The 13,619-nt window shown below is 64.7% G+C and carries 13 protein-coding genes and 1 pseudogene; 13 read left to right on the forward strand and 1 reads right to left on the reverse strand.

Annotation, left to right across the window (positions count from 1 at the left end; all coding sequences use genetic code 11):
* Positions 1 to 42: 42 nt before the first annotated feature.
* From ACEN8U_RS28855 to ACEN8U_RS28915, 13 genes and pseudogenes are all read left to right on the forward strand, one after another.
* Positions 43 to 1,071 carry an SMP-30/gluconolactonase/LRE family protein gene (locus ACEN8U_RS28855; protein WP_310105503.1) on the forward strand — a complete coding sequence of 343 codons (1,029 nt, stop codon included), beginning with the start codon at positions 43 to 45 and terminating at the stop codon, positions 1,069 to 1,071.
* Positions 1,068 to 1,376, forward strand: a complete 309-nt coding sequence (locus ACEN8U_RS28860; RefSeq protein WP_310105500.1) for an antibiotic biosynthesis monooxygenase — start codon at positions 1,068 to 1,070, stop codon at positions 1,374 to 1,376. The genes ACEN8U_RS28855 and ACEN8U_RS28860 overlap by 4 nt, the downstream gene beginning before the upstream one ends.
* Before the next feature lie 43 nt (positions 1,377 to 1,419).
* Positions 1,420 to 2,703, forward strand: coding sequence for a histidinol dehydrogenase (gene hisD / locus ACEN8U_RS28865; protein ID WP_310105497.1), 1,284 nt, complete (start codon positions 1,420 to 1,422; stop codon positions 2,701 to 2,703).
* A 1-nt stretch (position 2,704) separates the two neighbouring features.
* Complete coding sequence (locus ACEN8U_RS28870; RefSeq protein WP_310105494.1) at positions 2,705 to 3,475, forward strand: SDR family oxidoreductase; 771 nt, start codon at positions 2,705 to 2,707, stop codon at positions 3,473 to 3,475.
* 24 nt (positions 3,476 to 3,499) lie between these two features.
* Entirely contained in the window at positions 3,500 to 4,540 is a 1,041-nt protein-coding gene (locus ACEN8U_RS28875; RefSeq protein WP_310105491.1) for a fumarylacetoacetate hydrolase family protein, read from the forward strand.
* Positions 4,537 to 6,414: an NAD(P)/FAD-dependent oxidoreductase gene (locus ACEN8U_RS28880; RefSeq protein WP_310105488.1), complete on the forward strand. Its 1,878-nt coding sequence runs from the start codon at positions 4,537 to 4,539 to the stop codon at positions 6,412 to 6,414. The genes ACEN8U_RS28875 and ACEN8U_RS28880 overlap by 4 nt, the downstream gene beginning before the upstream one ends.
* Positions 6,411 to 7,355: an NAD-dependent epimerase/dehydratase family protein gene (locus ACEN8U_RS28885; protein WP_310105484.1), complete on the forward strand. Its 945-nt coding sequence runs from the start codon at positions 6,411 to 6,413 to the stop codon at positions 7,353 to 7,355. Before ACEN8U_RS28880 ends, ACEN8U_RS28885 begins: the two co-directional genes overlap by 4 nt.
* 39 nt (positions 7,356 to 7,394) lie before the next feature.
* Positions 7,395 to 8,327, forward strand: coding sequence for a VOC family protein (locus ACEN8U_RS28890; RefSeq protein ID WP_310105481.1), 933 nt, complete (start codon positions 7,395 to 7,397; stop codon positions 8,325 to 8,327).
* A 15-nt stretch (positions 8,328 to 8,342) separates the two neighbouring features.
* On the forward strand, positions 8,343 to 8,696 hold the full coding sequence (locus tag ACEN8U_RS28895) for a Rieske (2Fe-2S) protein (RefSeq protein WP_310105480.1): 354 nt from the start codon (positions 8,343 to 8,345) through the stop codon (positions 8,694 to 8,696).
* 20 nt (positions 8,697 to 8,716) lie between these two features.
* The gene (locus ACEN8U_RS28900) at positions 8,717 to 9,880 is read left to right on the forward strand and encodes an alpha/beta hydrolase family protein (RefSeq protein WP_310105478.1); all 1,164 of its coding nucleotides are present in this window, start codon (positions 8,717 to 8,719) and stop codon (positions 9,878 to 9,880) included.
* Between the two features lie 37 nt (positions 9,881 to 9,917).
* Entirely contained in the window at positions 9,918 to 11,051 is a 1,134-nt protein-coding gene (locus tag ACEN8U_RS28905; protein WP_310105475.1) for an FAD-dependent oxidoreductase, read from the forward strand.
* A 48-nt stretch (positions 11,052 to 11,099) separates the two neighbouring features.
* Entirely contained in the window at positions 11,100 to 11,852 is a 753-nt protein-coding gene (locus tag ACEN8U_RS28910; RefSeq protein WP_310105472.1) for an SDR family oxidoreductase, read from the forward strand.
* Positions 11,853 to 12,429: 577 nt separating this feature from the next.
* Positions 12,430 to 12,669, forward strand: a pseudogene (locus ACEN8U_RS28915) (2-hydroxycarboxylate transporter family protein); the annotation flags it as partial.
* Between the two features lie 91 nt (positions 12,670 to 12,760).
* Here the strand turns inward: ACEN8U_RS28915 and ACEN8U_RS28920 are convergent.
* Positions 12,761 to 13,444 carry a glutathione S-transferase family protein gene (locus ACEN8U_RS28920; RefSeq protein ID WP_310105469.1) on the reverse strand — a complete coding sequence of 228 codons (684 nt, stop codon included), beginning with the start codon at positions 13,442 to 13,444 and terminating at the stop codon, positions 12,761 to 12,763.
* Between the last annotated feature and the right edge of the window lie 175 nt (positions 13,445 to 13,619).

Genomic DNA, 13,619 nt, shown 5'->3' on the forward strand with positions numbered 1-13,619 from the left:
CCCGCGACAGCGCCCCCTCTTCAACCCATAACGCGTTTTCCGATGACGACTTCGTTCAATCCCTTGCGCGGATGGCAAGTGAGCCGCGACGACATTCAGATGGTCGGCCGCGACCTGCTGCGTCCCGAATGCATCCTCGCCGAGGCCGACGGCACTTTATGGACAGCCGATGCGCGCGGCGGCGTCATGCGCATCGCACCTGACGGCACGCAGACGCTGATTGCGCAGCAGCCAGATCATGCCCACACGCCCGCTTCCGGCGACGCACAGCAACTCGTGCTGGGCGGCACGCTGCCCAACGGCCTCGCGTTCGATCTCGCAGGCAACATCGTGATCGCGAACTTCGGCACCGACGCGATCGAGCTGATGACGCGCGATGGCGCGTCGCGCACGCTGTACGACAGCATCGACGGCGCGCCGCTCGGCAAGACCAATTTCGTGCTGACGGATTCGAAGGGCCGCATCTGGTTCACGGTCACGACGCGCCAGGTGCCGTGGACGCGCTCGATCAACGAGAAAACGGCGGACGGCTACGTCGGCCTGATCGACGAACACGGTATCCGCATCGTCGCCGATAGTTTCGTCGGCACGAACGAGATCCGCCTCGATGCGAACGAGGAATGGCTGTACGTGGTCGAGACGAACGCGCGCCGCATCTCGCGACTGCGTGTTGCAGACGACGGCTCGCTCAGCGACCGCGAGATTTACGGCCCGCACGATCTGGGCGGCTTCCCCGACGGCTTCGCGTTCGATGCGCACGGCAATCTGTGGATCACGCTGATCCTCACCGAGAAGCTGATCGCGCTCACGCCGGAAGGCGAAGTGTGGACACTGCTAGACGACGGCAATCCCCAAGCGCTCGCGCGCTACGAAGAACACTACCAGCAAGGCACGACCACGCCCGAACTGATGGGCGCGTGCCGCGGCACGCTCGCGCCGATGATGGCCAGCATCACATTCGGCGGCCCCGATCTGCGCACCGTGTATCTCGGCAGTCTCGGCGGCACGACGCTTGCGAGCTTCCGCTCGCCCGTCGCCGGTCTCGCGCTGCCTCACTGGAGCCCGCGATGATCCTCGAAATCGCACACTTTCGCATCGCGCCCGATAGCAACGCGGGCTTCGAAGCCGCATTTGCCACGGCGCAAGCATTGCTCGCTGCAACGCCCGGCTATATCGATCACGAGCTTCAGCGCTGTATCGAAGACACCAGCGAATACCGGCTGCTCGTGCGTTGGAACACGGTCGACGACCACATGCAGCGCTTTCGCGGATCGCCGCGCTTCGCGCAATGGCGTGCGCTGCTTCAGCCGTTCTTTGCGAGCGCGCCGAGCGCGCTGCATTTCGAGCGCGTGATCGTGAACCCGGCGGCGAACTAGCCGCACGCAACCCCTTCTTCTTCCGACTCATTGGACAACCGACATGATCGAACACATCAAGACGGGCCAGAGCGCCCAGGTGAAAGCGGACAACAACGCGCAGGTACGCGCGACCGTCGAGAAGATCATCGCCGATATCGAGGCGCGCGGCGAAGCGGCCGTGCGCGACTATTCGGGGCGTTTCGACAATTGGAATCCGGCCACTTTCCGTCTGTCCGCTGAAGAGATCCAAGCGTGCATCGATTCGCTCAGCCCGCAGGCCATCGAAGACATCAAGTTCGCGCAGGCGCAGATTCGCCGCTTCGCGCAGATCCAGTTGATGTCGCTGCGCGATGTCGAAGTCGAAACGCTGCCGGGCGTCGTCCTCGGCCACAGGAACATCCCGGTCAATTCGGTCGGCTGCTACATTCCGGGCGGCAAGTATCCGCTGCTCGCGTCGGCGCACATGAGCGTGCTGACCGCGAAGGTCGCGGGCGTCAAGCGCGTGATCGCGTGCGCGCCGCCGTTCGACGGCAAGCCGTCGCCTGAGATCATCGCGGCGATGGCGCTCGCGGGCGCCGATGAAATCTACGTGATGGGCGGTGTACAAGGCGTCGCGGCGATGGCGCTCGGCACCGAACACATCGCGCCCGTCGACATGATCGTCGGCCCGGGCAATGCGTTCGTCGCCGAAGCGAAGCGGCAACTGTATGGCCGCGTCGGCATCGACCTGTTCGCCGGTCCGACGGAAACGCTCGTGATCTGCGACGACACCGTCGACGCCGAACTCGTCGCCGTCGACCTGCTCGGCCAGGCCGAACATGGCCCGACCTCGCCCGCTTACTGCATCACGACCAGCAAGAAGATCGCCGCCGAACTGCCCGCCGCCATCGAAACGGTGCTGGCGCGCCTCGACACCGCGCCCGTCGCGAGCATCGCGTGGCGCGACTATGGCGAGATCATCCTGTGCGATACCGATGAAGAAATGCTGCAGGAAGCCGAGCGTCTGTGCTCCGAACACGTGCAGGTGATGACGCGCGACCCCGACTGGTTCCTGCAACGGATGACCAACTACGGCGCGCTGTTCCTCGGCCATCGCACGAACGTCTCGTACGGCGACAAGGTGATCGGCACCAACCACACGCTGCCGACGATGGGCGCGGGCCGCTACACGGGCGGCCTGTGGGTCGGCAAGTTCATCAAGACGCACAGCTACCAGCGCATTCTGACCGACGAGGCGTCGGTGCACATCGGCGAAGTCTGTTCGCGGCTGTGCGCGCTGGAACACTTCTCGGGCCACAAGGAACAGGCCGACATCCGCGTGCGCCGGCTCGGCAAGCGGGACTGACATGACGACGCCCATCACAGCGCACGGCGCACGCCCCGTCGCCGTCGTCACCGGCGCGACGGGCGGACTCGGCGCGCAGATTTGCCGCACGCTCGCGCAGACGGGTTTCGCCATCGTCGCCGGCTATCGCAGTTCGGCGGACGCGGCGCAGACGCTCGTCGAACGGTTGCCGGGCGGCGGACACTGCGCGCTCGCCGCGCCCGTCACCGACAGCGCGGCGCTCATGCGTCTCGCCGATTCGGTCGCGACCCGCTATGGGCGCTGCGATGTGCTCGTCAACTGTGCGGGCACCACCCGTTTCGTCGCGCATGAAGATCTCGACGGCGTGGACGATGCGCTCATCGACGACGTGCTCGCGACCAACGTGCGCGGCCCGTTCGCGATGGTGCGCGCGCTGCGTCCGCTGCTCGCTCGCAGCGAACTCGAAGGCGGCGGTGTGGTGGTCAATATCTCGTCGATCGCCGCCCAGACAGCGATGGGCAGCAACGTGATCTATTGCGCGTCGAAAGCCGCGCTCGACAATCTCACGAAATCGCTCGCGCGTGCACTCGCGCCGTCGATCCGCGTGGTGTCGGTGTCGCCGGGACTCGTCGACACGGAGTTCGTCAAGTCGATGGATAGTGCGTGGCGCGACGAACAGGCGGGCCGCACGCCGCTCGGCCGCCTCGCGCAGCCCGAGGAAATTGCGCGTGCGGTGCTGGCCGCCGTTCGCCATCTTCATTTCACTACCGGATGCGTGCTGCCCGTCGACGGCGGCCGTCCGCTCAAGTAATACACAACGAAGGAGACACGCATCATGAAACTCGCGTCGCTCAAAAGCGGCGGTCCCGACGGGACGCTGATCGTCGTGTCGCGCGACTTGCGTCGCGCGGTCGATGCCGCACTCATCGCGCCGACCCTGCGTGCCGCACTGGACGACTGGACGCACGCGCAGCCCGCGCTGCAGGTGCTTTACGACGCATTGAACGTCAACGCCGCGCCCGACGCATTCGATTTCGATCCGCATGCCTGCACGGCGCCGCTGCCGCGCACGCATCAGTTCATCGACGCGTCCGCATTCCTGAATCACGGACGGATCATGACGCAGGCGTATCACCCGGAAAAGAAAACGGACGCGTCGGTGCCGATCCTGATCCAGCGTCAGGGCGACGACTTCGCCGGTCCGCGCGACGATTATCCGTTCCCCGACGAAGCGGACAACTGCGACTTCGAAGGTGAAATTGGCGTCGTGCTGGGCGACGTGCCGATGGGCATACGTGCGGACGATGCACTGTCACAAGTGCGCCTACTCGTGCTCTTCAACGACGTGAGCATGCGCAAGCATCTGTTCCGCGAACTCGGCATGGGTTTCGGCTTCGTGCTGGCGAAGCCCGCGACGGCGTTCGCGCCCGTCACCGTCACACCCGACGAACTCGGCGACGCGTGGCAGAACGGCCGTGTGCATCTCGATCTGCACGTGCACCGCAACGGCGAACCCTTCGGCCACCCGAATGGCCGCGAGATGAGCTTCGGTTTTCACGAACTGCTCGCCTACATCGCCTACAACCGCAACCTGCGCGCCGGCATGATCCTCGGTTCGGGCACGTTCTCCAACGTCGATTACCGGACGACGGGCTCAGCATGTCTCGCCGAGCAACGCGCGATCGAGGCGATCGAACAAGGCGAATCGTCGACGCCGTGGCTGCGCTTCGGCGAGCGGCTGCGCTTCGAGATGTTCGGCCACGACGGACAATCGGTGTTCGGTGCGATCGATCACCGCTTCGTTGAGGCGGATCATGCAATTCAAGCCACTCATGCAGCCACACAGGCAGAAACACACGCAGGAGCACAGGCATGAGCCACAGTTATGACATTGTCGCGATGGGCGCGGGCCACAATGGTCTCGTCGCCGGCGCGTATCTCGCCAAGGCGGGCAAGAAGGTGCTGGTGCTCGAACGCAAGGCATGGCCGGGCGGCGGCGTCAGCACGCGCGAGCTGAACACGCCGGGCTACTGGCACGACGAGCATTCGAGCGTGCACATCATGATTCAGGGCAATCCGATGCTGCGCCAGGACGAACTCGGATTGCTGTCGAAACATGGGCTGAACTATCACTATTCGCCCGTGCCGCACGCGACGATCTTTCCGGACCAGTCGGTGCTCTTCACGTACAAGGACATCGACAAGACCTGTGAATGCTTCGCGAAGGTCTCGCAGAAAGACGCCGACACGTATCGCGAGTTCGTGAAGATGAGCCAGCAGGTCCTGCAGATGTTCATGCCGGGGCTGTACGCGCCTCCGCCGCCGCTCGGCGAACTCGTCGCGATGCTTGATCGCAGCGACGAAGGCCGCCTGATGCTCGATTACATGAATCGCGATTGCCTCGACCTCGTGAACCAGCTGTACGAGAGCGACAAGATCAAGATTCACCTGCTGCGCCTCGTCAGCGAAAACCTGCAGGCGCCCAACGAACTCGGCACCGGCATGGGTGTGCTGCTGATGCCCGGCATCATCCACACCTATGGCGTCTCGCAGCCGGTCGGCGGCAGCGGCAAGCTCACTGAGTCGCTCGTGCGCTGCATCGAATCGTATGGCGGCGAAGTGCGCTGCAACGCCGAAGTCTCGAAGATCCTGACCAGCGCGGGCCGCGCAACAGGCGTCGAACTGACGGACGGCGAGCAGATTCTGGCGAAGGACGGCGTGATCGGCGCGATACATCCGCATGTGATCCGCCGCTTCGTCGAAGGCGTGCCGGAGCCCGTGCTCAAGCGCGCCGAGCGGGCGACGCTCGCCCCCTTCTCGATCATGGTCAGCCATTACGACCTGAAGGAGAATGCGCGCTACTACGCGGGCGACGAAGTCGGCTACGCGACGATGCTCGAGTTCATGGCAACCGACAGTCTCGACGAAATGCTCGCCGACTTCGACGACCTGAAGCGCGGTCTCATTACTGAGCGGCGTCTGTGTGCGGGCGGCGACGAAAGCATCGGCGACAAGACGCGCGTGCCGGCGGGCGCGGGCATGTTCCACGGCATCACGTTCGCGCCGTATGCAGTGAAGGACAAGCGCTGGTCAGAGCGCCATTGGGACGAGTTCAAGGAAGAGATCGGCGATCTGTCGCTTGCGCACTACCGCAAGTTCGTGTCGAACCTCACGAGCGACAACATCGTCGCGCGCAGCATCGTGAGTCCCGTCGATCTCGAACGCTCCAGCCCGAACAGCATGATGCGCGGCGACCTGCACGGCGTCGCGCCCTACTTCTATCAAAGCGCGGGCCATCGTCCGACGCCGGACCTCGGCCAGTTCACCGTGCCGGGTGTCGAGCGCCTGTATCTCGCGGGGCCGTTCCAGCATCCGGGCGGCGGCGTCTACGGCGCGGGCCGCGCGACGGCAATCCGCATGTTCGAGCAGCTCGGCATGGATTTCAGCAGCGTCGCGAAGGGCGCGCGCCAGGACAGCGGCGTGCCCGCGACTGCGAATGCATCGACGCAGACCGCCAGGGACGCGAAGGAAGGCATGGTGCTGCGCGGCCCCGCCGACGAAGAGCTGATGCATGTCGAGTCGCTGGAACGCGTGGGCAACGAACTCGTCATCAAGGGCAAGAGCTTCGGCACGATGCCCATGGAAGCGCGGCTTGATGCGGCATCCGCACGCGCCGGGCTGAAGATGCTCGGCGCGTCGCGTCTCGCATTCCTGGCTTCGCTGCCATTCCGCAAGGGAGGTGCGCGATGACTCACGTGGTCGTCACGGGCGCGCAAGGCTTCGTGGGGCGCGCGCTCGTCAAACGTCTGCTGGCCGACGGACTCGGTGGACGGCGCGTCGCGAAGCTCACACTGCTCGACATCGCATTCGATGCGCCGCACGACGATGCACGCGTCGTGCAGCTCGCTGGCAGCATCGCCGATGCGGACTTGCGTGCGCGTGCCTACGCATCGCCCGTCGATGCCGTGTTCCATCTGGCGAGTATTCCCGGCGGCGCCGCCGAAAGGAACTACGCGCTCGGCCGCTCGATCAACCTCGATGCGACAGCCGGCCTGCTCGACGATCTGCGCGACCAGCCGCACGCGCCGCGTTTCGTGTTCGCGAGCACGGTTGCGGTGTATGGCGAACAGCTCCCCGCGACTGTCGACGAGCACACGTTGCCCGCGCCCGCGCTGAGCTACGGCGCGCACAAGCTGATCGGCGAAACGCTGGCCGCCGACGCAACACGTCTCGGCTGGGTGCAAGGCTGCTCGCTGCGTCTGCCGGGTGTCGTCGCGCGTCCGGGCGACGGCGCGGGCCTGATGTCCGCCTTCATGAGCCAGCTATTCTGGAAGCTCGCTGCGGGCGAGCCGCTCACGGTGCCCGTTTCTGCCGAAGGCGTCGCGTGGTGGATCTCCGTCGGCGCATGCGTCGACAACCTGCTGCATGCCGCCACCGTCGATACCGAACGCTTCAATGCCCGCCGCACGTATCAGATGCCGGTGCTGCGGCTGACCATCGCCGAGGTCGTCGATGCATTGGCCGCGCGCTTCGGCGCGGACCGCAAGGCACTCGTCACGTACTCACCCGATCCGTTCATCGAGCGCCTTTTCGCGGCCTATCCGCCGCTGCTGACGCCCGCAGCGGAACAACTCGGGCTGCGCTCCGACGGCACCGTCGATCAACTCATCGCGCGCGCGATGGCCAGCTGACCGCTCGCCGACGCGATTGCAACGCAAGGAATCCAACATATGAATATCGTAGGACTCGAATATCTCGTCTTCGGTATCGACGACATGGCGGGCGCCCGCCAGTATCTGCTCGACTATGGACTCGACCAAGCCGAATACGATCCCGTCAAAGGCGGAGTGTTCAAGGCGCTCGACGGCACCGGCCTTGTCATGCGCGCCGCCGACGACCCCCAACTTCCGCCGTTGCCGCCCAAAGCCATGACGCCGAGCCTGCGCGAGACCGTCTACGGCGTCGACAACGCCGATACGCTCGCGTCGATTCGCGCGCATCTCGAAGCGGAGCGCGAGGTGCGCGTCGATGCCGATGGCACGGTGCATTGCATCGACGACGCGGGCTTCGGCGTCGCCTTCATGGTGACGCAGCGGCACGCATACGCAGCGCGCTATCTCGGCTTCAACGTGCCCGGCCAGCCGGCCGGGCGCGCACCGAATGACTGCGCAGCGAACCCCGATGAAGTGATCAAACCGCGCACGCTATCGCATGTCGTGTACTTCGTCGAGGACGTGAAAAAGGCGGAGGCGTTCTATACGCGCCTCGGTTTCATCGTCACGGACCGCTTCAACCATCTCGGTCCGTTCATGCGTCCGCCCGGCACGCAGGATCACCACACGCTGTTCATGATCGAAAGCCGGAACGATCACATGATCGGCTGCAACCACTTCACGTTTCATCTGGGCTCCGCCGCCGAAGTGCTGCAGCACGGCTGGAACTTCGTGAAGAAGGGCTACAAGAGCTTCTGGGGACCTGGCCGTCACATTCTCGGCAGCAACTTCTTCTGGTACTTCAACAGCCCGTTCGGCGCGACCATCGAGTTCGACGCGGACATGGACCAGCACGACGCAAGCTGGGTGCCGCGCGCGTGCGACCCTGGCTCCGACAATTCGCAGATCTTCCTGTTCGACGCCCGCAACAAATGGGCGCCCGGCGAGTGATGCGAGGAGACGACGATGAACACCGAACGTCTGCTGTGCGCGCTCGATGATCTGCCGGACGGCGGCTCGCGCGGCATGCTGCGCGAAGGGCTCGACGACCGGCTGTGCGTCGTGCGCCAGGGCGACGAGGTGTTCGTCTGGCTCAACGACTGCCCGCACGAACACCGGCCGATGGAGTACCACCAGGACCGCTTTCTGTCGGGCGACGGACGCCACATCGTCTGCTACGCACACTCGGCGCACTTCGACATCCGCACCGGGCACTGCTTCGCCGGTCCGTGCACCGGCCGGCGCCTGACGAAAGTTCAGGCGCGCGTGGCGCACGGCAAGGTCTGGATTCCCGCCGAATTGCCTTCGATCTTCGACTGATCAACCAACCGATATCAAACATGTTCCAGTACTTCCCAACCAACTATGTCTGGAGCCTCTCGACGATGATCGCCCTCACGCATGGCGGCAACATCGGCGAGGTCGATGCGATGTGCGCGCCGTTGCGCGAAGCCGCGCTCGCCGGCGACGACCCCGGCACCCTCGCGTTCTACGAAGCGTGGAAAGCCGGCGCCGACAAGCTCATCGCGCTTGCGGAAGAAGACCTCGCGCGCGGCCACACGCTCTCAGCAGGCGAGAAGTTCGGCCGCGCGGGCCTGTACTACAGCATCGCCGAACGCATGCAGGCGCACGGCTTCGAAGCGCGTCTCGCGATCTATCGCCGCTCGCTCGAACTGTTCGATCTCGGCCGTACGCTCGGCCGCGAGAATTGCATGCGCGTCGAGATTCCCTATCGCGATACGCCTCTGTCCGCGCTGTACGTGCGCGCCGAAGGTGTGCCGCAAGGCGAGCGTGCGCCCGTCGTCGTCGTGATGAACGGCCTCGACTCGACCAAAGAGATGCTGCAGAAAAGCGTGATGGGCACGATGTTCGCGCGGCGCGGCGTGTCCGCACTGTTCATCGATCAGCCGGGCACGGGCGAGGCGCTGCGTCTGTCGAACCTGCCCGCCGTGCACGACACCGAGACGTGGGCCGCGCCCATCGTCGACTGGCTCGAACAGCATCCTGAAGTCGACCCGAAGCGGATCGGTGCGCTCGGTGTTTCGCTCGGCGGCTACTACTGCCCGCGCGCGGTCGCGTTCGAACCGCGCTTCGCGTGCGGCGCGGTGTGGGGCGCGAACCATGACTGGCGCGAGGTGCAGCAGGCGCGTCTGAAGCGCGAGGGTGAGAACCCCGTGCCGCACTACTGGAAACACGTGCAATGGGTGTTCGGTGCGAAGGACATGGACGACTTCTTCGAGAAGGCGTCGCACATGCATCTGAACGGCGTGCTCGATCGTATCCGTGTGCCGTTCCTCGTCACGCACGGCGAAAACGACCGGCAGATCCCGATGAAATACGCGCACGAGACTTACGCGCAACTCGTCAACAGTCCGAAGAAAGACCTGTTCATCTTCACGGCACGCGAAGGCGGCGTCGAGCACAGCTCGCTCGACAACCCGATGAATGCGGGCAACCAGATCGCGGACTGGCTGGCGGAACAGCTTGGCGGGACGCTCGCGTAAGCATCGGCGCGACTACATAACGACATCGAGACACACTATGGCACTGGTCAACAAGGTTCTGATCATCGGCGGCGGCATCGGCGGCATGAGCGCCGCGATCCTGCTCAGCAGGCAAGGCGTCGCCGTCGATATCATCGAGGTCAATCCGCAATGGGCGCCCGACGGCGCCGGCATCACGATCAGCGGTCCGACGCTGCGCGGTCTGCGCGAAGTCGGCGTGATCGACGACGTGCTGCGTCTGGGCGGATCGTGGTGCGCCGTCGAAATCTGCGACGCGAACGGCAATGTGAACGCGACCGTCCCCATCGCGCCCGCGGTCGATGCGGACGATCTGCCGGGCGCAGCGGGCATCATGCGCACCACTCTCGCGGACATCATGGGCAAGGCCACGCGCGATGCGGGCGCACGGGTGCGCCTCGGCGTGAGCTTCGAAACGCTCACGCAGGACGGCAACGGCGTCGATGTGCTGTTCACCGATGGCAGCCGAAGCCGCTACGATCTCGTGATCGGCGCGGACGGCGTCAATTCTGCCGTGCGCAAACACGTGCTGCCGGACTTCGCCGGTCCGAAGTTCACGGGCCAGGGATCGTGGCGCGCGATCGTGCCGCGGCTGCGCGAAAACTCGACGATCTACATGGGCCAGACCACCAAGGCCGGGATGAACCCCATCAGCGAGACCGAGTGCTATCTGTTCGTGCTCGACAAGCGTGAAGACATGGACTTCATCGCGCCCGCGCAATGGCCGCAGATGCTGGCCGGTCTGCTGGAAGAATTCGGCGGCGCGGTCGGCGAATTCCGTGACGGCCTGCTCGATGGTTCGCTGACGGATCACCGGCTGCTGTATCGTCCGCTCGCGGGGCATATGATCGACGGTCCGTGGCACAAGGGCCGCATCGTACTGCTCGGCGACGCAGTGCACGCCACCACGCCTCATCTCGCGTCCGGCGCTGGGATCGCCGTCGAAGGCGCGCTGGTACTCGCGGAAGAACTCGCCCGCCGCCATTCGCTGGAAGGTGCGCTGATCGCCTATGCGGGCCGACACTACGATCGCGCGAGACTCGTCGTGACGACGTCGGCGCGTATGGGTGAAATCGAACGCGAGGGCGGCTCGCGCGAAGAGCACACGCAACTGATGATCGCGGCCCAGCAGGCGCTGCGTCAGCCGCTTTGAAACACCACGCGTCCAAGCAATGAATATGCAACAGCAGGAGACACCGGCATGACCCGTTCCACTTCGTCCAACGGTCGTGTAGCCGTCGTCACGGGCGCCGCGGGCGGCCTCGGCGAGGCGTTCGCCTTGCGCCTCGCGGCAAGCGGCCACGAACTCGTGCTCACCGACCGCGCACCGTGCGACGCGCTCGCCGCCCGCATCGTGGCAGAAGGCGGCCGCGCCACCGCGCTCGCATGCGATCTCGCGGAACCCGCCGACGTCGAACGCTTCGCGGCACACGTGCTGGAGCGCGTTGGCCGCGTCGATGTGCTCGTCAACAATGCCGCGTTCATGCCGATGGCGCCGCTTCCTTCGATCACCGCTGCATTGTGGCGGCAGATCATGACCGTCAACGTCGATGCGCCCTTCCTGCTCGCGCAGGCCTTTTCAGTGGGCATGAGCGAGCGTCGCTGGGGACGCATCGTCAACCTTGCGTCGAGCACCGTGTGGGGCCAACCGCCGGGCATGCTGGCCTACGCCAGCAGCAAGATGGCGGTAATCGGTATGACGCGCGCGCTCGCATCTGAACTGGGCGCGCACGGCATCACGGTGAACGCGATTTCGCCGGGGCTCACGCGTCATCCCGGCAGCGAGGCGAATTTGCCGCCGCAGGCGTTCGAAGCGGTGCGCGCGCGCCAGTTCATCCCGCGTACCGAAGTGCCCGACGATCTGACGGGCGCCCTGGCGTTTCTCGTATCGGACGACGCCCGGTTCATCACCGGGCAAGTGATGAACGTGGACGGCGGGGGATTCGGGTTTTAAGTGACAGGCTAATCCGCGTGGGCTTCTATTGGGCGAGAGCTGCTAACGCTCCCTTCGTTCTGGCCGGCGGGCAGCTTTAGGGATAGAAGAGCCTTTCAAATGGCGGCTTTCGACCGTCGACGAGCGTCCGCTATTGGCCGGTTGCGTGACTTCGCCAACGGCTGCTTTGAGGTGCTCCAGTTCGAAAACGCATGGTTCGGCTGACTGTCCGCTTTCGACATGTCCGTCTGACCGTAACGGGTCGGGCCGCGTCAGTCCGCTCTTCAAACTCATCGCTCAAAAGCGGCCAGTGAAATTTCGCTGCCCTGAAGCGGCCAGTCGTCAGTGCGTACTCTCGACCCAAAGCGGTCGGTCGCCACGGCACAGCGAACGTCAGTTGAGGTCCCACTAGTCGACAGATGAGCAGATTCGCTCTCAGTTTTACACCGTATCGCGCACCACCCACGATGCTCCGCAGTACAGAGCACGGATCGCACGGTTACGTTTCCTCTGGCGCGAGCTGCCGAACCCATCGACGCATGGAATCGGCGGGAAATATGGGCAAAATCATCTTGACGAGTAGTTAAGCCGCCGCGCCGTGTCGACGGTGCTCACACTCGTTGCCACGGGCTTCGTCGTCGCGCGCTGGACGGGTATGTATCCTGTCGAGGCAGCCATCGTCAACGCGACGCACAGCGGCCTCGGTGGCACCGGCGATGTGGCCATTCTCACCGCCGCGAACCGCATGGAACTGATGCCGTTCCCGCGGATTGCGACCCGTATCGGGGGCGCGATTACCGTCATGGTCGCGCTTGCGACGTTTGCGTGGCTGCATTGAGTTCGTTCTGGCGGGGGTGAGCAGGTGACCGCCCAACGCGAAAGGCTGGCCGGCAGGAAAGCAGACGAATGACGTTTGAAGTCCGGTGTGTTCAGAATTCGGCGTCGAGCTCTTCAATATCTTGGGTCTCCAACCGCGCAGCATCGATCCATTCCGCGACTGATGGCAGCCTGAGCACACGCAGGCAGTACTCGGCGATGTCGGGATCTACCTTGACGTCGTAGGTCAGCAACCTCGTGACGACGGGCACGTACATCGCGTCGGCCGCCGTGATCTCCCCAAAAAGCCACGGGCCGGCATAAGTTCCGAGACACTCGCGCCAGATCGTTACGATGCGTTCGATGTCGTCGCGTGCGCGCGACCAGACAGGAAAGTTCGGGAAGTGCCCGCGCAGATTCATCGGCAGCGCTGAGCGCAGCGCGCTGAACCCTGAATGCATCTCCCCGCAGATTGCCCGGCAATGGGCGCGCGCTTTGCGATCCCCGGGCAGCAGCTTCGCTTCGGGACAGAGCTCGTTTAAGTACTCACCGATCGCGAGCGTATCCCATACTTTGATGCCGTCATGATGCAGGCACGGCACGAGGATCGATGGGGAAAGCAGCAGCAGCTCGGCACGCCTGCCCGCTTCTTCGATCGGTACGACGACGGTCTCGAACTCGATGCCGGACAGCTTCGCCAGCAACCAGCCCCGCATCGACCACGACGAATAATTGCGGCTGCTGATCGTCAAGATCGTTTTGTTCGTCGCCTCACCGGGCTTCTCGTCGAGGGCCATGGGATTTATCCGTCGAATCGTTCACAGGCCGGTGCGCCACGCACCGGAATCGACCGTCGATGCATTGACTTCGTTCGCAGCATCGCCGTTTCGGTGCACTCGAGAGTCGAGCTTCGCACCAAGCGACACTGTTGTCCGATCCGCCTTCGCGCCAGCGGGACGGCCTGCACACCGG

It is taken from the genome of Paraburkholderia phenoliruptrix, from assembly GCF_047325075.1.
Lineage (GTDB): Bacteria > Pseudomonadota > Gammaproteobacteria > Burkholderiales > Burkholderiaceae > Paraburkholderia > Paraburkholderia phenoliruptrix.